We start from the raw sequence: 23308 nt of genomic DNA on the forward strand, positions 1-23308 counted from the left end.
GGCAGGGGAGCTGTTGACCGGCCCGGCGGCAGCACGCGGCCGACAGCCCCGGTCGTGGCGGCGCTGCTGACAGAAGCGCCGGTCGCGGGTCATGATCCAGCCCATGGATCGTCTCCCGCTGCCCCTGGAGGGCATCACCGTCGTCGCCGTCGAACAGGCCGTGGCCGCGCCCTTCGCCACTCGGCAGCTCGCCGATCTGGGCGCCAGGGTCGTCAAGGTCGAGCGGATCGACGGTGGCGACTTCGCGCGCGGTTACGACACCGCCGCCCAGGGCCTCGCCTCGCACTTCGTGTGGTGCAACCGGGGCAAGGAGTCCATCGCGCTGGATCTGAAGGACCCGCGCGGCCTGGACGTCGTGCGAAGGCTCGTCGCGGACGCGGACGTCTTCGTGCAGAACCTCGCGCACGGGGCCGCCGTCCGGCTCGGTCTCGACGCGGCCACGCTGTGCGCCGCGCACCCCCGCCTGATCGCCGTGGACATCTCCGGATACGGGGCGTCAGGACCGTACGCCGGCAAACGCGCGTACGACATGCTGGTGCAGTGCGAGGCGGGCCTGGTGTCGGTGACCGGGACGCCGGAGCAGCCGGTGAAGGCCGGGATCCCGGCGGCGGACATCGCGGCGGGCATGTACGCCTTCTCGGGCGTCCTCGCGGCGCTGGTGCGGCGCGGGACGACCGGCCGGGGCGGGCCGGTGGAGGTGTCGATGCTGGACGCACTGGCCGAGTGGCTGGGGCATCCGCTGCACCACACCCTGCACGGCGGGACCCCGCCCGAGCGCACCGGTCTGGCACACGCGGTGATCGCGCCGTACGACGCCTACCCGACCGGGGACGGCGGGCGGGTGCTGCTGTCGGTGCAGAACGACCGGGAGTGGCGGCGGCTGGCCGAACAGGTGATCGGGCGGGCGGAGTTGGGTTCGGATCCGGCGTTCGCGACGAACCCGGCGCGGGTGGCGAACCGGGCGCGGACCGACGAGCTGGTCGCGACGGCGCTCGGGGCGGTCGGCACCGACGAGGCGGTGGAGCGCCTCGAAGCCGCGGGCATCGCGTGCGCGCGGCTGCGGGATCTGCACGAGCTGGCGGAGCATCCGCAGCTGGCGGCCCGGGAGCGGTGGCGGGAGGTGGGGTCGCCGGTCGGGCCGCTGCGTGCGCTGCTGCCGCCCATCACGCTGCCGGGCGGGGACGAGGCGCGGATGGGGGACGTGCCCGCGCTCGGACAGCACACCGAGGCGCTGCTGCGCGCCGTGGGGATGACGGACGCCGAAACAGCAGCGCTGCGCCGGGACGGTGTGGCTGCCTGAGCGCGAGCCTGGCGGTCAGTGCTTGTCGCTGCCGCCGAAAAGCGAACGGCGCAGCCGACGCAGCGGCGCGAAGAGGGAGACGCGGCTGACCCGCGCACCCCGGTCGCTGCGCTGCGCGGGTTCACGCGCGGTCAGCTCACGCATCAGCGACGTCGCCTCGACCGCCTGCTGCTGCGGTATGGCGGGTCCCGCCAGCACCGACAGATGGCGGTCGAGGCGCGAACTGGTGGCGCCGCTCCCGCAGGTGATCGCAGGAACCCTCGCCCTGCTGCGTGTTATCTGATCCATGTCACTCCCCACCCGTACGAGTCCACCCGGCCCGGGCAGGGTAACCCTATCGCCCCGATGGGGCACTCGTGTATCGCGGTCACAGGATTCACCTTCCCCGCAAGGCTGTTGACGACCCCTCGTCGACTACTCTCCGAATCCGACCGATTTCAGGGCGAGTTGGACAACCGGCTGGCTGGTGGGCTGCGCCGAGCCGCCCGCGGGCTCGACGGTTACGGCGAGTGATGTCGCGGACTTGTCGAGACCGGTGGCGACCAAGGGCGTGTCGGCCTTGAAAAGCCCGAGGGAGCGCGGTTGCACATGGGGGCGCATCAGCCAGAGCTGGTGCACGCGCCCCTTCGACAGGGCACCGTATCCGCTGAGCGTGACGACGGCCTGCCCCTCCGATGCGGAGACCACCGCTCCGATACTTCGGCCCTGGGCGTCCTTGCCGCTGGTCGCACGGGCGTCGGTCGCGGCCAGAACGTGGGCGATCTCACGCGACTGGGCCCGCTCCGCGTCCAGTTGGTCCTGGGTCCGGCCGGCCTGCACGGCGAACAGGGAGGCGACGACCAGCGCGGCGGCCGCGGTGGCGGTGGCGAACGGCACGAACAGGGGGCGCCGCCGTCTGCGCGGCGGCGGGGGCTGCCCGCCCCAGACGTGCGGCGGCAGATTGGGGACGCGCTCGCGGGCGGGGGACGGTGCCTGCGGGGTGGCGCGTACGGCGGCCAGGACCCGGTCGCGCATCGCGAGGGGCGGCGGGGCGGCCGTGGACCAGGCCAGCCGTACCGCGTCCTCGGTCAGCGCCCGGACCTCGGCGGCGCACCGGTCGCAGTCCCCCAGGTGCTTCTCGAAGCGGCGCCGTTCGCCGGGCTCCAGGGCGTCCAGGGCGTAGGGCGCGGCAAGCGAGTGCAGGTCCTCGCGGTGCAGCAGGCGGCCGGCCAGGCTCATGCGGCACCTCCCAGGCAGTCGCGCAGCCGGGTGAGTCCGTCGCGCATCCGTGTCTTGACCGTGCCCAGCGGCAGTTTGAGCCGCTCGGCCACCTCACGGTACGTGTAGCCGTCGTAGTAGGCGAGGGTGACCGACTGGCGCTGGAGTGCGGTGAGGCGGTCCAGGCAGCGGCGTACCCATTCGCGCTCCAGGCCGGCCTCCACCTCCTCGGCGACCTGGTCGAAGGCCGGTTCGCCCGCGCGCAGCGCCTCGCGCTGTTCGCGTTCGCCGGCCGCCCGGGCGCTGCGCACCCGGTCGACGGCGCGGCGGTGGGCGAGGGTGAGGATCCAGGAGAAGGCACTGCCCCGGCCCGGGTCGAACTTGGGTGCGGAACGCCAGAGTTCGAGGAGCACCTCCTGGGCCACCTCCTCGGACTGGGCGGGGTCACGGACCACGCGTCGTACGAGCCCGAACACCGGACCGGACACCAGTCCGTAGAGATCCTCGAACGCCTTCTGGTCACCGGCCGCGACGAGCAAGAGCAGTTCGTCCGCCTCCACCCCGTTCCCCCTTCTGTGGCCGCACCCGGCCCGTCCTCCCACACCAGGCATTCGCAAACTGACGCACCTCCGGCGGAAGTACGTATGCGAGCGTTCAAAACGCGGGTCGAGCATGAAAAAAAGATTTTTTTCTTCGGACCAATCCAAACGGCCCTCCTGCTCCGTATACCCGTCCGTCAAGCAAGTTGGGACCGAGGGACGGACGGCATGACACCTCTAATCTCCAGGAGTGGCGCGGGGCGCAAGGGCCTTGTCTCGCTCATCTGTGGGGCACTGGCCACCGGCGGGATCACAGCCGCCAGCGTCGCCGCGCTGGAACCGGGAGCGGCCTCTGCCTCCTCCCACCGGGAAGCCCCGCTCATCTCGGGCACCCCCCAGTACGACAACACCGACCTGTACGCGTTCGTCAGTCCGGACAAGCCCGACACGACGACCATCGTGTCGGACTACATCCCCTTCGAGGAACCGGCCGGCGGCCCGAACTTCTACCAGTTCGCCGACGACGCCCAGTACGACATCCACATCGACAACAACGGTGACGCGCTGGACGACCTGATCTTCCGCTACACCTTCCACACCCAGATCAAGAACAAGAAGACGTTTCTCTACAACACGGGCGTGGTCAACAACCTGACCGACCCCGACCTGAACGTCACGCAGTCGTACGACCTCGACCTCATCAAGCTGAAGAAGGGGAAGCAGCAGTACAAGACGACGATCGCCGACGACATCCCGGCGGCCCCGTCGAACGTCGGCAAGGCGTCGATGCCGGACTACGCGAAGCTGCGCTCCCAGGCCATCTACAAGACGTCGAACGGCGGCGCGACCTTCGCCGGGCAGGCGGACGACCCGTTCTTCGCCGACCTGCGCGTCTTCGACCTGCTGTACGGCGGCAACCTCTCCGAGGTCGGCCGGGACACCCTCAAGGGCTACAACGTCAACACGATCGCCCTCCAGGTGCCGAACTCCCTGATCCGGCAGTCGGCCTCGCGCCCGACCGTCGGCATCTACGCGACGACCCAGCGCAAGAACGCGCAGGGTTACTACGCGCAGGTCTCGCGCCTCGGCAACCCGCTGGTCAACGAGGTCGTCAACCCGCAGAAGGACAAGGACAAGTTCAACGCGTCCGAGCCCAAGGACGACGGGCAGTTCCTGAAGAACGTGACCAACCCGGAGCTGCCGAAGCTCATCGAGGCGATCTACAACATCAAGGCGCCGAAGGAACCGCGCGACGACCTCGTCAGCGTGTTCCTCACGGGCGTCAAGGGCCTCAACCAGGAGCAGCCGTACGCGACGCCGTCGGAGATGCTCCGCCTGAACACGTCCATCAAGCCCACCGCCAAGCCCAAGCGGCTCGGTGTCCTGGACGGTGACAACGCGGGCTTCCCGAACGGGCGCCGGCTCACCGACGACGTGATCGACGAGGCGCTGCAGGTCGTCGAGGGCGAGCTGGTCGGATCCAAGAACGACCTGGGCGACGCGGTCGACAAGAACGACAAGGGCTTCGAGAAGTACTTCCCGTACGTGGCCGAGCCGACGTCCGGTTCGCGCGGCGCGCTCGCCAAGGCTGCCGGGAGCAGCACGAAGAGCGCCCTGGGCGACGCCCTGACCAGCTCCGACAGCAGCAGCAACACGACGCTGATCGCCGGTTCCGCGGCCGCGGGTGCGGCGGGCGTGCTGCTGATCGGTACGGCGTTCGGCTGGTGGCGCCGTCGGATGCAGCGGCCGTACTGAGCGCCGTTGCGACTGAGGTAGTGGGGTGACTGCGGGCCCGGTTGCGGCCGGTCTCGCGGTTCCCCGCGCTCACCGCGCCCCTTACGGGCGCTGAATGCCCCCCATTGACTGGCGCGGCCCGCTTCCCACTCAATCCCCCACGGCAGCGGGCCGCGCCACCCCAGGCGACATCTATGTAGGAGAGGGCATGGCCCCGGGTACGAACGACAAGCAGCCCGCCGACCCGAAGGACGACGAGCGGGTCACCGCCCTGCGCCGCTTCGCCGCCGCGGGGCGGAACTGGCGGCGCGCCCAACTCGCGGGTTCCGCGGTGCTGTTGGCGATCGCACTGACCGGCGGAGCGATCGCCTTCGGGGCCTCCGGGGACGGCGGCACGCCGATGGCCGCGTCGAGTGCCGTGTCACCGGCGCTGCTCGCGAGCGGGGATCTCGACACCAGCATCGCCTCCCTCCAGGCCCATCTCCGCACCCAGCCGAAGGACTCCGACAGCTGGGCCACCCTGGGGCTCGCCTATGTCGAGCAGGCGCGCACCAAGGGCGATCCGTCCCGCTACCCGCAGGCCGAGAAGGCCCTCGAGCAGGCGCTCCGGATCACCCCGGGCAACGACCAGGCGCTGGCCGGCCAGGCCGCGCTGGCCGCCGCCCGGCACCAGTTCGCCCAGGCGCTCACCTACGCGGACCAGGCTCTCGAGCAGAACCCGTACAACGCGGGCGCCCTGTCCTCCCGTGTCGACGCCCTGGTCGAACTCGGCCGCTACGCCGACGCGGCGAAGGCGGCCGACCTGGCCGACCAGCGCAAGCCGGGCGTACCGGTGTTCACCCGGTACGCGTACGTGCGGGAGCTGCGGGGCGACGTGAAGACCGCGCGGCAGGTGCTGGAGCAGGCGCTGTCCACGGCCACCTCGAAGGGCGACATCGCCTACGTGGCCGCGCAGCTCGGTCTGCTCGCCTGGAACCAGGGCGACTACAAGAGCGCGCTCGACTACTACGCCCGCGCGCTGACCGCCGACGAGAACTACCTCCCCGCGCTGGAGGGCCGGGCCCGCGCCCAGGCGGCGAGCGGCGACCGGGCCGCCGCCATCAAGGGCATGGAACTGGTCGTCTCCCGCTATCCGCTGCCCCAGCCGCTCGTGGAGCTCGGCGAGTTGTACGAGGACCGGAACGCCACGGGCGACAAGGCCAAGGCCGAGGACCAGTACGCGCTCGTCGAGGCCTGGATCGCGCTGGCCCGCGCCAACGGCGTCAACGCCGACCTCGACACCGCGCTCGCCGCCGCCGACCACGGCGACAAGGCCGAGGCCCTCAAGGCCGCCCGCGCCGAGTGGGCCCGCCGCCACACCGTGCACACGGCGGACGCGCTGGCCTGGGCGCTGCACGTCAACGGCAAGGACGAGGAAGCGCTGCCGTACGCCCGCCGGGCCACCGCCACCGGCTACCGCAACGCCTCCTTCATCTACCACCTGGGCATGATCGAGCTGGCGAACGGCGACAAGGCGGCCGGCCGGGCCGCCCTCACCAAGGCCCTCGAGCTCAACCCCGGCTTCTCCCCGCTGGGCGCCCGTACGGCCCGTAAGGCGCTGGAGGCCTCGAAGTGAACCGCCGCCGCGCCGCCGCCCTCTTCGTCATGGTCTGCGGCCTCACGCTGCTGCCGGCCACGGCCGCGAGCGCCCACCCGCTCGGCAACTTCACCGTCAACAAGTACGACGGTCTCGTCGCCGCCCCCGGGCAGCTCCGCGTCGACCATGTCGAGGACCTGGCCGAGATCCCGGCGACCCAGGCCAAGCCCGACCTGAAGCGGCTGGGCACGGCCGGGTGGGCCGAGCAGCGCTGCGCGACCGCGGCCGACGGCAGCACCCTCACCGTCGACGGCAGGGCGACCGCGCTCACCGTCGCGACCAGCCACGCCGAACTGCGTCCCGGCCAGGCAGGTCTGGACACCCTCCGCGTCGAGTGCCGCCTCACCGCACCCCTCCCCAAGGGCAGCACGGCCACCCTCTCCTTCCACAGCGCGGGCACCGACACCGGTCCCGGCTGGCGGGAGATCACGGCCCGCGGCGACCGGATGACGCTGACGAGGACGGACGTACCGAAGACGTCCGTCTCCCACGAACTCACCAGCTACCCCAAGGACCTGCTCTCCTCCCCGGCGGACGTCACGACCGCCGCCGTGCACGTACGGCCGGGCGGGCCGGCCCTCGCCGAGGAACGGCAGGACGCCCCGGGCGCCGCGATCCTCCCCCGGGGCGTCGACCACTGGACCCAGGCCCTCACCGACCTGGTCGCCCGCAACCACCTCAGCGTCGGCTTCGCGGCGCTCGCGCTGTTCATCGCGATCGGCCTGGGCGCGATGCACGCGCTGGCGCCGGGTCACGGCAAGACGCTGATGGCGGCGACGGCGGCGGCCCGCGGCGGCCGCGCCCGCCTCCGTGACGTCCTCCCGCTGGCCGCGTCGGTCACCGTCACCCACACGCTGGGCGTGGTGGCCCTGGGCATCCTGGTCACGGCGGGCTCGGCGGCCACCCCGTCGGTGATCGCCTGGCTGGGCATCGCGAGCGGCCTCATGGTCCTGGCGGCGGGCGCGAACCTGACGCGGAGGGCGTGGCGGAACCGGGCCCACGAGCAGGCGCACGCCCACGGCCATCACCACGAGCACGACCACGCGCATGAACACGAGCACGCGCACGCGGCAGCCGAGAAGCGAGAGCTCGCCCTGGTCGGAGCCCACGAGCAGGGCCACGTACACGCCCGCACGCACGACCACGGCGACGGTCACGCCCACGCACATGAGCGGGGCCACACGCACGACCACGACCACGAACATGGTCACCCGCACCCGCACGACCACGGCCACAGCCACGCTGACGGTCACAGCCATGGTCACGACGCCCGGGCACATGCCACCGCCACGACGGCCGAGGCCGACGGCCGGTCCGCATCCCTCACAGCCCGTCCGGCACTTGAGGGCGAAGCCGTTCAGGCCGAAGGGGGGTCCGGGGGCGCAGCCCCCAGTGCCGGCCACACCAACATGCCGCACAGTCATGGCGGGTTCACCCACACCCACGACACGGCCCCCACCCTCCGCGGCACCATCCTCCTCGGCTTCGCCGGGGGCCTGGTCCCCAGCCCCTCCGCCGTGGTCGTGCTCGTCGGCGCCGCGGCTCTCGGGCAGGCCTGGTTCGGACTGCTTCTGGTCGTCGCCTACGGCGTCGGTCTCGCGCTGACCCTGACCGCCGCCGGATTCGCCGTCGTCAAGCTGGGTACGGGAATGACCCGGGTGTTGGACAAACGCCCTCGCTGGACCACCCATCCCATGGCCACACTGGTCCGCAGGACCACCCCGCTCGCCTCGGCGCTCGTGGTCGTGGCCCTGGGCGCCGGATTGGTGCTCAAGGGCGCCGCATCCGCACTGCTCTGAGTTACGTTTGTGATGAATAGCGCGAGCTGCCGTGGGGAGCACCCGTGACCGAAGAGCCGGGCCGTGAGCGAGTGATCGCGGGCCGCTACAGACTGTTGTCCCCGCTCGGCGAGGGCGGCATGGGCACCGTGTGGCGGGCCCGCGACGAGGTGCTGGGCCGCGAGGTCGCCGTCAAGGAGGTGCGGGCGCCCGCCGGGCTGCCCGGCCCCGACGTCGAGCGGATGTACGCCCGTCTGGAGCGTGAGGCCTGGGCCGCGGCCCGGGTCGCGAACCGCAATGTGGTGACGGTGTACGACGTGGCGATGGAGGGCGGACGGCCCTGGATCGTCATGGAGTTGATCCCCGGGGTGTCCCTCGCCGACGTACTGGACACCGAGGGCCCGATGTCCCCGCAGCGGGCCGCCGGCATCGGTGCCGAGGTGCTGTCCGCGCTGCGGGCCGCGCACGCCGCCGGGGTGCTGCACCGGGATGTGAAGCCGGGCAACGTGCTGCTGTCGAACGACGGACGGGTGGTGCTCACCGACTTCGGGATCGCCACCGTCGAGGGCAGCTCGGCACTGACCATGACCGGCGAGGTGATCGGCTCACCCGAGTACCTCGCGCCGGAGCGTGCGTTGGGGCGGGCGTTCGGCCCCGAGTCGGACCTCTGGTCGCTCGGGGTGCTGCTGTACTCGGCGGTGGAGGGCACCTCCCCGTTCCGGCTGGACACCCCGCTGAACACGCTGCGTGCCGTGGTGGACGAGGAGCTGCCGCCGCCGTACCGGGCCGGGCCGCTCGCGCCCGTCATCGAGGGGCTGCTGCGCAAGAACCCGGCCGACCGGCTGTCGGCCGAACAGGCCGAGCAGGACCTCAGGCTGGTCGCGGCGGGCGGGACCCCCTCGGTCGGGAGCACGCCCGGCACCGCCGCGACCGTGCCGGTCCCGGGGCGGTACGACGCTCCGACCCGCGTCGCCCACCAGCCTCAACCGCCGTCCCCCACACCGCCGCTGCCCTCTCCGACCCCCATGGACGCCCGGCCGCCCGGCTCCGACCGCGACGGCACTCGCAGGGCCGGTACCGTGCTGGTCATCGGGCTGGTGCTGGTCGTCCTCGCGCTCGGCGGGCTGACGTACGCCCTCCTCAACCGTGACAACGGCGATGACGGCGACAACAACGCCGGCCCCAGTCAGTCGGCCAGCAACCTCAACTCCCCGGCCCCCAGCCGGAGCAGCAAGACGGAGTCCAAGTCCCCGTCGCCGTCCGCCAGCAGCAGCGCGCCCGCGCAGAGCGTGAAGGTCGGCGTGGCCGGATCCCGCACCGACTACTCGGGGAGCTGTCCGCCGTCGACCGCGCAGGCCCCCGCCTTCACGGCGACGTTCACGGTCGGGAGCGTGCCCGCGGAGGTGCAGTACCGCTGGGTGCTGAAGAAGGGGACGCTCGAAGACCAGGGGTGGAAGACGTTGTCCTTCCCTGACGGCGGCGGGAAGACCCGGCAGACCGGGGTGACCGTGACGACCTGGTCCGACAGCGGGACGCTCAACGACGCGATCGCCGTCGAGGTGCGCAGCCCGGTGACGGGCACGTCCGACTCGGTGCCGTTCTCGGTGACCTGCACCAAAACGACGGAGACCCCGACCGGCGGGGCCTCCTCTTCGCCTTCACCTTCAAGCTCGTACTGAGTACCGGCAAGCCGCTACCGACGTACCGAGGGTCACGCGTTGCTGGTCAGGACCGGCAGATAGCCGCCGGAGTGGCCGGCCGCGGTGGGGTGGTACGACTCGCCGATGTCCAGCCAGTTGACGCTGTGCAGCCAGGAGCTGCTGGAGCAGATCTCGTGGCCTGAGAACGTGGTGCGGACATCGCCGAAGACGAAGCCGTGGTCGGCGGCGCGCTTGGCGATCGCGGCGTCGATGTAGTCGGCGGCGTTGTTGATGGCGGAGCGCTTGGTCGCGGAGAGGCCGAGGCAGGTGGTGCCCAGCTTGTAGAAGCGGGGGTAGCCGATGACGACGACCCTGGCGTTGGGGGCCTTGGCGCTGATCGCGTCGTACACGTCGTCGAGCTTGCCGGGGAGTGTGGAGTCGACGTAGGCCTCGGCGGTGCCGATCCGGGACAGGCAGGTGCTGTCGGAGCTGAGCACACAGGTCGTCATGACGTCGGCGAAGCCCGCGTCGTTGCCGCCGATGGTGATCGAGACCAGGGCCGTCGAGGAGCTGAGCGTGCCCAGCTGGCCGGAGAGCACGTCGCCCGTGGTCGCGCCCGAGCAGGCGAGGAACGAGAACGAGGAGGGGCTGTGGGCGGCGTTCCACAGGTAGGGGTAGGCGTTCGTGCTGCGGTCGCAGCTGCCGCTCGAGCTGATGTAGCTGCCGGCGCCGACGCCGGACGAGTACGAGTCGCCGAGCGCCACGTAGCCGCCGGTCGCGGCCTGCGCTTCGGTTGCGGCCCCGGCGAGAGCGAGGCCGGTGGCGAGGAGGAGTGAAGTCACGTATGCCGTAATTCGGGAACGTCTCATGGAACCTCCCTTTAGCAGGATCTCTGCCACAACTGTCGTACCAACTACGCGTGTTGACGGGAAGTGTCCATGCCAAAACTTTTCGGGCCCTCAACCAGTCCTCACCGGACCGATCCTGTGTGTTACCGGTGCGTTTGATTGCGTGTCCATGACAGCTCTGTGACAGGTCGTCAACTCTCTTGTCCTTTGCCTCGGGAAAACTGATTCTTTACTCGGCCCGGGAGCGGAACGCGACGCTCCAGGGCCGTGTGCGCGAAGCCGTGCGCACACCCCCACATCCGCGCGCGCCTGACCCGGACGCGCGCTGCCTGGAGGAGGACTCCCTCGTAATGGCACATCTGCGTACTCAGAAGCTGCGGTTCGCCGCCGTCACCACCGCGGCGGCCGCCGCCCTCGTCGGCGGACTCACCGCACTCCCCGCCCAGGCCGCACCCGCCACCGGCAAGGTGCTGCACGCCGGCTCCCCCACGGCCGTCAAGGGCAGCTACATCGTCACCCTGAAGAACAGCGCCGGTTTCAAGGCCTCCTCGACCGAGGGCAAGGGTCTGATCAAGGAGTACGGCGGCACGGTCCGCAAGACGTTCGGCAAGGCGCTGAACGGCTACTCCGCCAAGCTCTCGGCGACCCAGGCCGCGAGACTCGCCGCCGACCCGTCGGTGGCCGCGGTCGAGCAGAACCAGACGGTCCACCTCACCGACACCACCCAGTCCAGCGCCCCCTGGGGCCTGGACCGCATCGACCAGGCGAGCCTTCCGCTGTCCGGCACCTACACCTACCCGGACACCGCGGGCAGTGGGGTGACCGCCTATGTGATCGACACCGGTGTGCGCATCACCCACACCCAGATCAGCGGACGTGCGTCCTACGGCTACGACGCGGTCGACGGTGACACCACCGCCTCCGACGGCAACGGCCACGGCACCCATGTGGCGACCACCATCGCGGGCTCGACCTACGGTGTGGCCAAGAAGGCCAACATCGTGGCGGTGCGGGTGCTGGACAACAGCGGCTCGGGCACCACGGCCGGCGTGATCGCGGGCATCGACTGGGTGACCTCGAACCACACCACCCCGGCGGTCGCCAACATGTCGCTGGGCGGCTCGGCCTCCACCTCGCTCGACACCGCGGTCGCCAACTCCATAGCCAGTGGGGTGACCTACGCGATCGCGGCCGGCAACAGCAGCGCCAACGCCTCCTCGTACTCCCCGGCCCGGGTCGCGACCGCGATCACGGTCGGCGCCACCACCAGCTCCGACGCCAAGGCCAGCTACTCCAACTACGGCTCGGTCCTGGACATCTTCGCGCCCGGCTCCTCGATCCTGGCGGGCTACAACACCAGCGACACCGCCACCGCCACCCTGTCGGGCACCTCGATGGCCACCCCGCACGTGGCAGGGGCGGCCGCCGTATACCTCGCGGGCCACACCTCGGCCACCCCGGCCCAGGTCGCCACGGCACTGGTCGACGGAGCGACGTCCAACGTGCTCACCAGCGTGGGCACCGGCTCGCCGAACAAGCTCCTGAAGGTCGTGTCGTAAGAAATCCGCACTACTTGTTCCCCGGAGACAACAGGTGTCTCCGGGGAACGGTCATGTCCGGAGACCCGCTTGACGCCCCCCGTTCTCCTGCGCGACATTGAAGCCCGGCATCCGACGCCTTGGGGGGCAAAGTCGGCCATGCAGACCATACGGCTCAAGACACCATCGCCAGAGGGCGACGAGCGGGCACGGCCAGGACCGGGGAGGGACCTGGGACCGCTGCTCGCGGGCGCCGCGACCACCGTCGCCGGTACCGGCGCACTGCTCGCGCTGACCGACTCGGGATCGCCACTGCGCGGCCCGTTCACGCTGCTCTTCCTGATCGCCGCGCCGGCCGCGGCGATCGGTCTGGCGCTGCGCGGACTCGATCCGTTCGCCCGGGTGCTCACCGCACTGGCGGGCGCGGTCGCCCTGGACATGCTGATCGCACAGGGCATGCTCGCCACACACCGCTGGTCCTGGCGCGGCGGAGTCGTCGCCGTGACCGCGTTCAGCATTCTGCTGCTTCTGCTGGTACGGCTGCGACCAGTGGAACGAATTCTCAAACGGACATCCCGACGGACCGGGAAAATCCGTTCGAGTTGAAGGACAAGGTCGGCCAAAGTTTCGTAACGGCCAAACCAACAAAAACGTGAGGCTCACTTCCAGGCCTTGCCATACTGGTCCAATCATCAATACCGTCGTACATCTCACCCGCATCGGATCGTCAGCAAGCGGCTCCAGGGGAGGGCTCAAGGACCGCGATGTTCCGGGGCGGGGCGCGGTAGGGGGGTGCCGTGCTCGGTGACCGCAATGACCACTGTCATTTCGAGTGTGACCACTGTTGTTTCCGAGTCGTGCCGCGCGACCGGCTGCCGTTTTCCGGCAGACCGGCCAGCTTTGCCAGCTCACCTGCGGATACGGAGATCCGTTTTCCGTGCCATGGGTGAGAACCCCCCTTTCGAACCGGACACAGAAGCGGGCCGCCCAGGGGCGGGCGGTCCACCGGACGAGAGGGACAAGACTCATGAGTTCTGTTCTGCGCCAGCCGGCCTCGGACCAAGATCCGTTAATGGCCGCCGAATACCGACCGATCTCCTCTCACCTGGCGATCACACCGCCGGTGAGCGTGGTGATCCCCGCCATGAATGAGGCGGAGAATCTCCCCTACGTCTTCAAGACACTTCCCGGCTGGATACACGAAGTGATCCTGGTGGACGGCAATTCCACCGACGACACCGTGGAAGTGGCCCGCGAGTTGTGGCCCGGCGTGAAAGTCGTCGAACAGAGCGGCAAGGGCAAGGGGGACGCCCTGATCACCGGGTTCGAGGCGTGCACCGGCGACATCATCGTCATGGTGGACGCGGACGGCTCGGCCGACGGCCACGAGATCGTGTCGTACGTCTCCGCCCTGGTCTCGGGCGCCGACTTCGCCAAGGGCTCGCGTTTCGCCAACGGCGGCGGCACGGACGACATGACCTTCATCCGCAAGCTCGGCAACTGGGCGCTGTGCACCATCGTCAACCGCAAGTTCGGCGCCCGCTACACCGACCTCTGCTACGGGTACAACGCCTTCTGGCGGCACTGCCTCGACAAGATCGACCTCGACTGCACCGGCTTCGAGATCGAGACCCTGATCAACGTCCGGGTGGTCAAGGCGGGCCTGAAGGTCCAGGAGATACCCAGCCACGAGTACCTCCGCATCCACGGCACCAGCAACCTGCGCGCCGTGCGGGACGGGTTCCGGGTCCTCAAGGTGATCCTCGGGGAGCGCTCCAACCGGCGTGCGCTGCGCCGCCGGGTGCGGCACTCCCCGATGCTCACCACGGGCCAGGGAGAGTCGTCTTGAGCGATCCCGACATCTCCGTCGTGATCTGCGTGTACACCGAGGACCGCTGGGAGGACATCCTCGCGGCGGTCTCCTCGGTGCGCGCCCAGTCGTATCCGGCGCTGGAGACCCTGCTGGTCGTCGACCACAACCCGGCGCTCCTGGAACGGCTCACGAAGGAGTACAAAGAGGCCACTTGGGTGCGGGTGCTCGCCAACGCGGGCCCCCGCGGCCTGTCCGCGGGCCGCAACACCGGTATCGCCTGCTCCTACGGCGAGGTGATCGCCTTCCTCGACGACGACGCCGTGGCCGAACGCGACTGGCTGCGCCGCTTCGCCGAGGGGTACACCGACCCGAAGGTGATGGCGGTCGGCGGCCGGACCATGCCCGTCTGGGCCTCCGGCCGCCGCCCGCACTGGTTCCCGGAGGAGTTCGACTGGGTGGTCGGCTGCACCTACCGGGGGCTGCCACCGGGCCGGGTCCGGGTCCGGAACGTCCTCGGCGGAAACGCTTCTTTCCGGCGTACGGCGTTCGACGCGGCGGGCGGATTCGCCACCGGCATCGGACGCGACGGCGACAAGCGCCCGCTGGGCTGCGAGGAGACCGAGCTGTGCATCCGGCTCAGCCGGGCCCGCCCGGACGCCGTGCTGCTCATCGACGACCGCGCGGTGATCCACCACCGGGTACCGGAGGCCCGTGAGCACTTCGGCTACTTCCGCACCCGCGCCTACGCCGAGGGCCTCTCCAAGGCCCTCGTCGCCCGGAGTGTGGGCGCCGGCAAGGGACTCGAGTCCGAACGCCGGTACACCACACGGGTGCTGCCCGCGGGGGTCGCTCGTGGCCTGCGGGACGCACTCCTGGCCCGGCCGGGGGGCGCCGGCCGGGCCGGGGCGATCGTCACCGGGGTACTGACGGCGGCGGGCGGCTACGTGGTGGGGAGCGTGCGGGCCCGGCGGGGCGGAGCGACCTTCACCGTCGCCGCGATCGAGGGGGAACCCATGGCCGAAGCGGAGGGGGGACTTCATGGCTGAGGCACCGGTGCCGATCCTCATGTACCACTCGGTCGCGACCGCGCCGAACGAGGCCACCCGCGCGCTGTCGGTGGCCCCGGAGGCGTTCGCCGAGCAGATGGCACTCATCGGCGACCTGGGCCTGACCCCCGTCGGCACGGCCGACCTGGCCGCGGGTTGGCGATCCGGCGGCCCGCTCCCCGACCGGCCCGTCCTGATCACCTTCGACGACGGCTACGAGGGCGTGCACCGGCACGCCCTGCCCGTCCTCACCAAGCACGGTTTCGCGTCCACCCTGTTCGTCTCGACGGGCTGGATCAGGGGCGCGTACGACACCGGAGGCGGCCTGGACGCCATGCTCGACTGGGACCAGGTGCGCGAACTCGCCGGCGCCGGCTGTGAGATCGGCGGGCACAGCCACACCCATCCGCAGCTCGACCAGCTGGCCGACGACCGGCTGCGCAAGGAGCTGGTGCGGTGCCGGGAGATCGTCACCGAGCAACTGGGCACCGATCCGGCCTCGTTCGCCTACCCGTACGGCTACTCCAGCCGCCGGGTCCGGCAGGCCGTGCGGGACGCCGGATACGCCCAGGCGCTCGCCGTCGAGAACGGCCTCGCCCGCCGCCGCCAGGGTCCGTACGCGCTGCACCGCGTCACCGTACGCCGCAGCACGGACGCCACGGAGTTCGCACAGCTGCTCGAAGGCCGTGCGATCGCCCGCACCTTCGCCAGGGACCGTGCCCTCACCAAGGGGTACGCCGTTCTCCGCAGAGCCCGCCAGGTCCGCCGGAAGGCCATCCGTTCCCGTGTCTGACACGACGACCACCACAACCGAGGCCACGACCCACGGCACAGCGGCGCCCGAGCAGTCGGGGCGCCGCCTTCGGCTGCCCGGCAGAGGCAGCTCGTCCGGCGGCAGCCCGCTCTTCCGGAACGCCTACGCGCTCATGCTCAACACCGGCATCTCCGCCGTGCTGGGCCTGGGCTTCTGGCTGGCGGCGGCCCGCTACTACTCCGAGTCGGCGGTCGGCCAGGGCTCCGCCGCGATCGCCGCCATGAAGTTCCTCGCCGGGCTGACCGCGGTCACCCTGACCGGCGCGCTGGCCCGCTTCATCCCGGTGGCCGGACGCCGTACCGGACAGCTCATCTTCCGTACCTACGCGGGCAGTTCGCTGATCGTGGCGCTGGCCGCCGGCGTCTTCCTGATGACCCTCGGGATGTGGGGCCCGTCGTACCGCTTCCTGCACGGGTCGGTCAACGGGCTCGGGTTCGTCGTGGCGGTGATCGCCTGGAACGTGCTCACGCTCCAGGACGGCGTGCTGACCGGACTGCGCAACGCGCCCTGGGTGCCGGTGGGCAACACCGTGTTCTCGGCGGTCAAGCTGGGCCTGCTGGTCGCCTTCTCGGTGGCGATCCCGCTGACCGGCGTCTTCGTCTCCTGGGTCGCCGCCATCGCCACCTCGGTCGTACCACTGGGCTGGCTGGTGTTCCGGCGCCTGGTGCCCCGGCACATCAAGGCGACCGCGGAGCACGCCAAGCCGCCCACGCTGAAGGAGATCGGCAGGTTCCTGGCCGGCGACTACACCGGTTCGCTGTTCTCCCTCGCCGTCGTCTACCTGATCCCGGTGATCATCGCCTCCCAGGTCAGCTCCGAGGACAACGCGTACTTCTACATCACCACCACCATCGGCGGCACCACCAACCTGCTCGCCATCAACATGGGCGCCTCGCTGACCGTCGAGGGCTCGCACGACCCGGCCCGGCTGGCCGCCAACACCCGGGCCGCGCTGAAGCGGATGGCCCGGATCATGATCCCCATCTGCTCCCTGCTGTTCTTCGGGGCACCCTGGATCCTCGGCGTGTTCGGCGCGGGCTACGCGGACGCCGCGACCCCGCTGCTGCGCTGGTTCGCGGTCGGCGCGCTGCTCAGGGTCGTGATGGAGACGTACTTCGCGGTGCTGCGCGCCCAGAGCCGCACCTCCGGACTGGCCTGGCTGCAGGGCCTGCTGTGTGTGCTGGTGCTCGGACTGACCCTGCTGCTCCTGCCCCGGATGGGGCTGACCGGCGCGGGCGTGGCCGAGATCTCCAGCCTCGCGGTGATCGTGACGATCGCGGCGCCCAAGCTGTGGCGGACGCTCCGGGCGGCCCCGGCCGACGTCCCGGAGGACGCGGCACCGGACGGGGACCTCGCCGACCTCGGGGCGCGCGAGGTCCCGGCCGCCACCGCGGCACCGCGCAGGCGGGGCCCGGCCTGGGCACTGGACACCGACACGCTCGCCCTCGGCATCCATGTGGACTTCGACCACGTGGAGCGGCGGCCGGACGTCCGCCCGGGGCCGGGAACCCCGCCCACGGGCACGCCCGTCGTCCTGCCGGACGACCGGCCCACCCGGGCGCTGCGGCCGCCGCGGAACCTGGGGCTGCCGGTGGAGGAGAGGGAGCCGGGGGCGGACGCCTCGCTCGGGCCGGCCGAGGCCTCGCTGCTGAAGGAGGCGGAGGTCGACGCGCCGTTCGGGGAGACGGTCGTACCGGAGGAAGAACCAGTGCCGGCCGAGTCTGCGCAGGAACCGGCGGCGGAGCCCGCGCTGTCGCTGCGGGAGCGGCTGGTGCCGACCCGCCAAGGGGTCGTCCTCGGCTGTCTTCTGATCGCCGCGCTCCTGCTCTACTGGGTGCCGGCCGCCCGGCTCGACGACGCCGACCTGGACCGGATGGGCGGGCTCGGGCTGATCTCGGTGCTGCCGCTGCCGACGCTGGTCGGGGCGGCGCTGCTGGTCACGGTGTTCGCCGCGCTGCTCTGGCTGCGCCGGGAGCACAAGGCGCTGCTCCTGCTCACCCTGCTGGCGACGGTCGTGTCGCTGCACGCGCTGCCCGCCGTGATCGAGACGGAACCCCGCTTCCCGACGGCCTGGCAGCACCTCGGGTTCATCGACTACATCGACCGCACCGGGTCGGCCGTACCCGACCTGGACGCCCGCTGGAGCTGGCCGGGCTTCTTCGCGGCGGCGGCCTTCATCGGCCGGGCGTGCGGGGTCACGGACTTCACCGAGGTCATCCGCTGGTGGCCGACGTTCGTCCAGCTCGCCTATCTGGCACCGATGTTCCTGCTCGTACGGTCGCTGCGGGCGAGCTGGCGGGCGAAGTGGACCGGCATCTGGATCTTCGTGCTGTGCGGCTGGGTCGGCCAGGACTACTTCTCCCCGCAGGGCTTCACGTACCTCCTCTATCTGATGTTCGTGGCGATCCTGCTCGTCTGGTTCCGCGCCCCGCATGTCATCTGGACGAGGTTCCGTCCGGGCGAGGCGGAGGTCGAGCCGACCGACCGACGCCGGCAGGCCGTGCTGCTGATGGTGCTGATCGGCCTGTTCGCGGCAACCGTCCCGGCACACCAGCTGACCCCGTTCGTGATGCTGGGCGTGCTGGCGGCCCTGGTCCTGCTCGGCAGGTCCGAACTGCGCGGCCTGCCGCTCCTGTTCGGGGTGGTCGCGGCCGTCTGGCTGGGCTTCATGGCCGAGCCGTACTGGTCGGGTCACTTCAACGACCTGTTCGGCGGGGTCGGCGGGGTCGGCAGCAATGTCTCGACCTCGGTCTCCGGCCGTATCCAGGGCGGCAGTTCGACCCACAAGCTGGTCCTGTACGTCCGGGTCCTGCTGGCCGGCAGCATGATGGCCTTCGCCGTCTGGGGCTGGTGGCGCCGCCGCTTCCACAAGTACCGCGAGCGGTCCCTGCTGGTCCTGACCTTCGTCCCGTTCCTGGGCTTCGGCATGCAGTCGTACGGGGGCGAGATGGCCCTGCGGGTCTTCATGTTCGCCCTGCCGGGCGCGGCCCTGCTGGCGGCTCTCGCCCTGTTCCCGCGCACCGGCGCCACGGCGAAGGAGCGCGAGAAGGACCGGGTCAGCCTGGCCCCGGTGGCCGCGCTGCTGGCGGGGCTGCTGCTCATGGGCGGCTTCCTGGTGGCCCGTTGGGGCAACGAGGCCTTCGAGCGGGTCCGGCCCGGCGAGGTCGCCGCGATGGACTATGTCTACGCCCATGACAAGCCGACCGTACGGCTGCTGTGGCTGAGCAACGACACCGTCAACGACGTGACCCCGGCGATTCCGTGGGGCGCGAAGGACATGGAGCGGGTCGACTACGTGCCGACACTGGCGCCGACCGACCCGGTGCTGGTGTCGAGCCTGGTCAAGGCGCTCAAGGACGCCGGCCCGAACTCGTATCTGATGATCAACAGGAGTCAGGTCGTCTATCTCCAGATGGACGCCGGTTACTCGGCGACCTGGGAGAGCCGGCTGATCCAGAACCTCGACGACCGGCAGGATCTGACGAAGGTCCTGGTCAACGACGACGCGACCATGTACACGCTGCGGACACAGCCCGCGGGCGCGGTGGAGAATCCGGATCCGGGGCCGATCGGGCCGCGGATCACCTGGACGCCGTGGTCCGTGGTCGGCGGTCTCGCCGCCGCGGCCCTGATCCTGCTGCTGACGGCACGCGAGGTGGTCCGGGTCGCGGTCCGGCCGGGGGTACGTCAGCTGCGGTGGCTGCAGGGCAGCTTCTGGTTCTCGCTGCCCCTGCTCGCGGTGCTGCTGGCGTCGCTGGCGCAGCGGTTCCTGACGCTCAAGTAGACGGGTCGAAGTGGCTCACCGGGCTCACCTGGTGAGCCACTTCACCTCGTACCCCTTCAGGTCGAACCGCTTCCCGTCCACCTGCGCGCTGATCGTCCGGCCCAGGGTGTTGACGACGAGCACGGTCTTGTCGCTGGCGAGGACACGCACGTTGGGCGCGTCGTCCCTGGCGACGGAGACGGTCTCGTACCGGGTCCCCGGCGGGAACGCCTTCCCGAACCTCGACACCAGGTCGTACATGGGGAGTCGCCGTCCCCCGTCGGCGCTGTCGGTCGTGGTCCACAGACAGCCGGCGCAGTCGCCGCCCTTCTCATCCTCCGGGTTCCAGTAGAAACCGGAGTCGGCGCCGCCCCTGACCATGGCGATCATGCCGGTGGCCTGGACGGCGACCCGGTGCGGTTCGGTCCAGCCGTCGCGTTCGTCGCTGCCGTCGGCGGGCTCGACGTAGTACTCGGCCCACCACAGCGGCAGGTCGTGCGTCTGCTTGCGCACCCACTCGCTCACGTACGTCAGTTTCTCGGTGGCCGCGAACTCGTCGGGCAGCAGGTCGTCGTCGTTGGTGTAGCTGGACCCGTCGACGACCACGAAGTCGGCGCCCGCCTTGTGGGTGTTCCAGTAGTCGAAGGCGTCGACGACCCGCTGGTCCATCACGCCCCAGGCGCCCTTGAGGGTGGGTGAGGCGTTCTCGGTCTGGCGCGGGTCGAAGCTGTCCATGACGAGGTACGGCCCGCCGACCATGATGTCCTTGTTCACGGCCTTCAACGCCTTGTAGACGAGGTTGTAGAGCTCGGTGTAGCCCTCGTAGTCCCAGCGGGCCCGGTCGTTGTTCCAGAAGCCCTTGAACTCGTTCCAGACGAGGAAGTGCCGGACGTCCGGATAGCGCCTGGCGACGGTCGCGGCGAGGTTCGCGTAGTCCTGATAGTGGTCGGGGGTGGGGGCGGTCTCCAGGGCGGCCTGGCTCCAGTCGGTGTTGTTCACACCGGCCTTGCCGCCCTTCATCCAGTCCGGCGAGCAGCACAGGGTGATCACCGGGGTGCCGCCCGACCTGCGCATGAAGTCGACCCGGCGGTCCAGGGCGCCGAAGTCGTAACGGCCCTTCACCGGCTCGGGGTTGTCGGCGCCCCAGCCCATGACGGCCTGGTCCTGGGGCAGCCCGCCGTCCTCGGCCAGCAGGTTCTCGACCCGGTCGGTGGCGGTCGCACTGCCCTCGTCGGCGCTGTACTGGGTGTGGGTGAAGCCCCAGCCCACGTACGGCTCGGTCGTGTCCGGCGGGGTGGCCGGGGTGCCGTGCACCTTGTCGCCGTCGCGGGTCGTGCCCGCGGTGCTGCCGCCGCCCCCGGGCAGCGTGTTGATCAGTGTCACGATCAGGGCGAGAGCGGCCACGCCCACACCGAGCAGGGCGGTGAGCCGCCACCGCCGAGCCCCCGAATTCCACTCATGACGTCCCATCAAGGACAACAGTAATGGCGGAAATCGCCCCGGGGGCAGGTATCGGCGATCGACAGCTGTGTAACAGGGCCAGGGGGGCACTCCGGATACTCCGGAAGCTCGGCGCACACCCGACACTCTGCGCCCACTTCGGAAAACGGGTGCGCGGCGGGCCCCGGTGTCGGATCATGGCGGCATGTCTGCCAAGCCGCACGAGTCGCTGCCGATCCGGCTCAACGTCGATGACTCCGACTCACCGTCCGACGTCGTCGACGCGCTGTTCCTCGGCCGCTTCGCGACAGGCGAGCAGCCGTACTCGCACGCGGCCAACATCGACCGGGTGCGCACCGGGGCGACCCTGCTGCCGAAGGAGGCGCGGGTGCTGCGGGTGGCCCGCGACGACGACCGCAGCGCGACGTTGGCCGAGGGGGATGGCTGGACCCTCCTCGTCTCCCGCTGGAACCGGGGCGCGGACGTCACCGTCACCGCGACCACCGCCGAGCTGGCCGCGAAGGTGCTGAACGAGACGACGGACGGCGCGGCGGACGAGCCGGAGCCCCAGCCGGACAACGTGACCATGGGGTTCTGGTACGTCTCCCCCAGGCGCGGCCCGCACCGCACCACCCGGCAGATCTCCGCCGGTACCTGGGACGAGGTCCGCGCCAACTACACGGCACCGGTGGCGGACGCGATGGACCGCCTGATGAAGACGACACCCGAGGACATCGCCGGCCGTCTCCTGCTCCTGCACGGTCCGCCGGGCACCGGCAAGACCTCCGCCCTGCGCACGCTGGCCCGTTCCTGGCGGGACTGGTGCCAGGTGGACTGCGTCCTCGACCCCGAACGGCTCTTCTCCGACGTCGGCTATCTGATGGACATCGCGATCGGCGAGGAGGACGGCGCCGGCAAGGGCCGCTGGCGGCTGCTCCTCCTTGAGGACTGCGACGAGCTGATCCGCGGCGAGGCCAAGCACACGGCGGGCCAGGCCCTGTCGAGGCTGCTGAACCTCACCGACGGGCTGCTCGGCCAGGGCCGCAACGTCCTGGTGGGCGTCACCACCAACGAGGACCTGGAGCGCCTGCACCCCGCCGTGGTCCGCCCCGGCCGCTGTCTCGCCCGTATCGAGGTGGGCCAGCTGACCCGCCCCGAGGCGGTGAACTGGCTGGGCACGGAAGAGGGCGTGGGCCGCGAGGGAGCGACCCTGGCGGAGCTGTACGCACTGCGCCGGGGCACGGCGCCGACGTCGGTGCCGGGCGCGCGGGAGGACGCGGACGCGGGGCTGTACCTGTAGTGCTTTGATGGGGTTGTGCCCCTGTTCGTCGGAACCTCGGGCTGGCAGTACAAGGACTGGCGGAACGTCCTGTACCCGGCCGACGTGCCCGTGCGCCGGTGGCTGGAGGAGTACGCGGCGCACTTCACGACCGTCGAACTGAACAACGCGTTCTACCGCCTGCCGAGCCGCGAGAACTTCGCGTCCTGGCGGGACCGGGTCCCCGCGGACTTCGTGATCGCGGTCAAGGCGAGCCGCTATCTCACGCACATCAAGCGCCTGAAGGATCCCGCCGAGCCGGTCGACCGTCTGATGACCCACGCGGCGGGCCTCGGCGACCGGCTGGGACCGGTCCTCCTCCAGCTCCCGCCGACCCTCAAGGCCGACCCGGCCCTGCTGGACGCCTGTCTGGCGTGCTTCCCGCGCGGTACGAGGGTGGCGGTGGAACCCCGCCATGACTCCTGGTGGACGCGGGAGACCCGCGAGGTCCTGGAGTCCCGGGGCGCGGCGTTGTGCTGGGCCGACATCCAGGCCCACCCCATGACCCCCCTGTGGCGCACCACCGACTGGGCCTACGTCCGCTTCCACGAGGGCCGGGCCGCCCCCTGGCCCCGCTACGGCCGCCGCTCCCTGGAGACCTGGGCCGACCGCATCGCCACGGCGTGCCCCGAGAAGACCGACGTCTACACGTACTTCAACAACGACCCGGGCGGAGCGGCGGTCAGGGACGCGGCGGCGTTCGCGAGGGTCGCGGAGAGTGCGGGGCTGCCGGTGACACGAACACCGCAGCCGGCTACCAGCGGTTGATCACCTGCCCTGCCACTTCACTACCCACCGCCCCATCCCTCTCCCCCGCCACTTCCCTCTCCCCTGCGGCTTCTCCCTCCCCTGCGGCTTCTCCCTCCTCGCCGCTTCTCTCTCCTCGCCGCTTGAATATTTTTCC

General features: G+C 70.8%; 18 protein-coding genes. 13 read left to right on the top strand and 5 right to left on the bottom strand.

Annotated features, from left to right (window positions below):
* Positions 1 to 103: 103 nt before the first annotated feature.
* The gene (locus ACFWXC_RS38540) at positions 104 to 1300 is read left to right on the top strand and encodes a CaiB/BaiF CoA transferase family protein (protein ID WP_384486358.1); all 1197 of its coding nucleotides are present in this window, start codon (positions 104 to 106) and stop codon (positions 1298 to 1300) included.
* Between the two features lie 15 nt (positions 1301 to 1315).
* Here the strand turns inward: ACFWXC_RS38540 and ACFWXC_RS38545 are convergent, their stop codons facing one another.
* The 3 genes from ACFWXC_RS38545 to ACFWXC_RS38555 form a co-directional block, all read right to left on the bottom strand.
* Positions 1316 to 1588 (bottom strand): hypothetical protein, encoded by a 273-nt coding sequence (locus ACFWXC_RS38545; RefSeq protein ID WP_351699696.1) that lies wholly within the window; start codon positions 1586 to 1588, stop codon positions 1316 to 1318.
* Between the two features lie 126 nt (positions 1589 to 1714).
* Positions 1715 to 2518 (bottom strand): anti-sigma factor domain-containing protein, encoded by an 804-nt coding sequence (locus ACFWXC_RS38550; protein WP_384486360.1) that lies wholly within the window; start codon positions 2516 to 2518, stop codon positions 1715 to 1717.
* A complete protein-coding gene (locus ACFWXC_RS38555; RefSeq protein ID WP_384486362.1) occupies positions 2515 to 3057 on the bottom strand; it encodes a sigma-70 family RNA polymerase sigma factor in 543 nt (180 codons plus the stop codon). The genes ACFWXC_RS38550 and ACFWXC_RS38555 overlap by 4 nt, the downstream gene beginning before the upstream one ends.
* A gap of 207 nt (positions 3058 to 3264) precedes the next feature.
* On the opposite strand from ACFWXC_RS38555, the gene ACFWXC_RS38560 reads away from it, so the two are divergent.
* From ACFWXC_RS38560 to ACFWXC_RS38575, 4 genes are all read left to right on the top strand, one after another.
* On the top strand, positions 3265 to 4791 hold the full coding sequence (locus ACFWXC_RS38560) for a DUF4331 domain-containing protein (RefSeq protein ID WP_384486364.1): 1527 nt from the start codon (positions 3265 to 3267) through the stop codon (positions 4789 to 4791).
* A 94-nt stretch (positions 4792 to 4885) separates the two neighbouring features.
* Entirely contained in the window at positions 4886 to 6385 is a 1500-nt protein-coding gene (locus tag ACFWXC_RS38565) for a tetratricopeptide repeat protein (RefSeq protein ID WP_384486366.1), read from the top strand.
* A 29-nt stretch (positions 6386 to 6414) separates the two neighbouring features.
* Positions 6415 to 8205 carry a nickel transporter gene (locus ACFWXC_RS38570; protein WP_384486476.1) on the top strand — a complete coding sequence of 597 codons (1791 nt, stop codon included), beginning with the start codon at positions 6415 to 6417 and terminating at the stop codon, positions 8203 to 8205.
* 44 nt (positions 8206 to 8249) lie between these two features.
* Positions 8250 to 9863, top strand: coding sequence for a serine/threonine-protein kinase (locus ACFWXC_RS38575; protein ID WP_384486368.1), 1614 nt, complete (start codon positions 8250 to 8252; stop codon positions 9861 to 9863).
* Between the two features lie 32 nt (positions 9864 to 9895).
* On the opposite strand, the gene ACFWXC_RS38580 is transcribed toward ACFWXC_RS38575, so the two are convergent.
* Positions 9896 to 10693: an SGNH/GDSL hydrolase family protein gene (locus ACFWXC_RS38580; protein WP_384486370.1), complete on the bottom strand. Its 798-nt coding sequence runs from the start codon at positions 10691 to 10693 to the stop codon at positions 9896 to 9898.
* A 329-nt stretch (positions 10694 to 11022) separates the two neighbouring features.
* Between ACFWXC_RS38580 and ACFWXC_RS38585 the strand changes: the two genes are divergently transcribed.
* From ACFWXC_RS38585 to ACFWXC_RS38610, 6 genes are all read left to right on the top strand, one after another.
* Positions 11023 to 12231: a S8 family peptidase gene (locus tag ACFWXC_RS38585; protein ID WP_384486372.1), complete on the top strand. Its 1209-nt coding sequence runs from the start codon at positions 11023 to 11025 to the stop codon at positions 12229 to 12231.
* 138 nt (positions 12232 to 12369) lie between these two features.
* Entirely contained in the window at positions 12370 to 12816 is a 447-nt protein-coding gene (locus ACFWXC_RS38590; protein ID WP_384486374.1) for a hypothetical protein, read from the top strand.
* A 421-nt stretch (positions 12817 to 13237) separates the two neighbouring features.
* A complete protein-coding gene (locus tag ACFWXC_RS38595) occupies positions 13238 to 14059 on the top strand; it encodes a glycosyltransferase family 2 protein (RefSeq protein WP_384486376.1) in 822 nt (273 codons plus the stop codon).
* On the top strand, positions 14056 to 15069 hold the full coding sequence (locus tag ACFWXC_RS38600) for a glycosyltransferase family 2 protein (protein WP_384486378.1): 1014 nt from the start codon (positions 14056 to 14058) through the stop codon (positions 15067 to 15069). Before ACFWXC_RS38595 ends, ACFWXC_RS38600 begins: the two co-directional genes overlap by 4 nt.
* Positions 15062 to 15862, top strand: a complete 801-nt coding sequence (locus tag ACFWXC_RS38605; RefSeq protein WP_384486380.1) for a polysaccharide deacetylase family protein — start codon at positions 15062 to 15064, stop codon at positions 15860 to 15862. Before ACFWXC_RS38600 ends, ACFWXC_RS38605 begins: the two co-directional genes overlap by 8 nt.
* On the top strand, positions 15855 to 19667 hold the full coding sequence (locus tag ACFWXC_RS38610) for a lipopolysaccharide biosynthesis protein (RefSeq protein ID WP_384486382.1): 3813 nt from the start codon (positions 15855 to 15857) through the stop codon (positions 19665 to 19667). The genes ACFWXC_RS38605 and ACFWXC_RS38610 overlap by 8 nt, the downstream gene beginning before the upstream one ends.
* 24 nt (positions 19668 to 19691) lie before the next feature.
* On the opposite strand, the gene ACFWXC_RS38615 is transcribed toward ACFWXC_RS38610, so the two are convergent.
* Positions 19692 to 21116, bottom strand: coding sequence for a xylan 1,4-beta-xylosidase (locus ACFWXC_RS38615; RefSeq protein WP_384486384.1), 1425 nt, complete (start codon positions 21114 to 21116; stop codon positions 19692 to 19694).
* 175 nt (positions 21117 to 21291) lie between these two features.
* Here ACFWXC_RS38615 and ACFWXC_RS38620 point away from each other — a divergent pair, with 175 nt between their 5' ends.
* The gene (locus ACFWXC_RS38620; RefSeq protein ID WP_351740055.1) at positions 21292 to 22386 is read left to right on the top strand and encodes a DUF5925 domain-containing protein; all 1095 of its coding nucleotides are present in this window, start codon (positions 21292 to 21294) and stop codon (positions 22384 to 22386) included.
* Between the two features lie 15 nt (positions 22387 to 22401).
* Positions 22402 to 23172, top strand: a complete 771-nt coding sequence (locus ACFWXC_RS38625; RefSeq protein WP_384486386.1) for a DUF72 domain-containing protein — start codon at positions 22402 to 22404, stop codon at positions 23170 to 23172.
* Positions 23173 to 23308: the final 136 nt, after the last annotated feature.

This window comes from Streptomyces sp. NPDC058683, assembly GCF_042716195.1.
Classification (GTDB): Bacteria; Actinomycetota; Actinomycetes; order Streptomycetales; family Streptomycetaceae; genus Streptomyces.

What these genes read in the sequence shown, in the direction of transcription:
- ACFWXC_RS38540 (WP_384486358.1), top strand. Translation starts at nt 104, where the DNA reads ATGGATCGTCTCCCGCTGCCCCTGGAGGGCATCACCGTCGTCGCCGTC.
- ACFWXC_RS38545 (WP_351699696.1), bottom strand. Translation starts at nt 1,588, where the DNA reads ATGGATCAGATAACACGCAGCAGGGCGAGGGTTCCTGCGATCACCTGC.
- ACFWXC_RS38550 (WP_384486360.1), bottom strand. Translation starts at nt 2,518, where the DNA reads ATGAGCCTGGCCGGCCGCCTGCTGCACCGCGAGGACCTGCACTCGCTT.
- ACFWXC_RS38560 (WP_384486364.1), top strand. Translation starts at nt 3,265, where the DNA reads ATGACACCTCTAATCTCCAGGAGTGGCGCGGGGCGCAAGGGCCTTGTC.
- ACFWXC_RS38565 (WP_384486366.1), top strand. Translation starts at nt 4,886, where the DNA reads ATGCCCCCCATTGACTGGCGCGGCCCGCTTCCCACTCAATCCCCCACG.
- ACFWXC_RS38570 (WP_384486476.1), top strand. Translation starts at nt 6,415, where the DNA reads ATGGTCTGCGGCCTCACGCTGCTGCCGGCCACGGCCGCGAGCGCCCAC.
- ACFWXC_RS38580 (WP_384486370.1), bottom strand. Translation starts at nt 10,693, where the DNA reads ATGAGACGTTCCCGAATTACGGCATACGTGACTTCACTCCTCCTCGCC.
- ACFWXC_RS38585 (WP_384486372.1), top strand. Translation starts at nt 11,023, where the DNA reads ATGGCACATCTGCGTACTCAGAAGCTGCGGTTCGCCGCCGTCACCACC.
- ACFWXC_RS38590 (WP_384486374.1), top strand. Translation starts at nt 12,370, where the DNA reads ATGCAGACCATACGGCTCAAGACACCATCGCCAGAGGGCGACGAGCGG.
- ACFWXC_RS38595 (WP_384486376.1), top strand. Translation starts at nt 13,238, where the DNA reads ATGAGTTCTGTTCTGCGCCAGCCGGCCTCGGACCAAGATCCGTTAATG.
- ACFWXC_RS38605 (WP_384486380.1), top strand. Translation starts at nt 15,062, where the DNA reads ATGGCTGAGGCACCGGTGCCGATCCTCATGTACCACTCGGTCGCGACC.
- ACFWXC_RS38615 (WP_384486384.1), bottom strand. Translation starts at nt 21,116, where the DNA reads ATGGGACGTCATGAGTGGAATTCGGGGGCTCGGCGGTGGCGGCTCACC.
- ACFWXC_RS38620 (WP_351740055.1), top strand. Translation starts at nt 21,292, where the DNA reads ATGTCTGCCAAGCCGCACGAGTCGCTGCCGATCCGGCTCAACGTCGAT.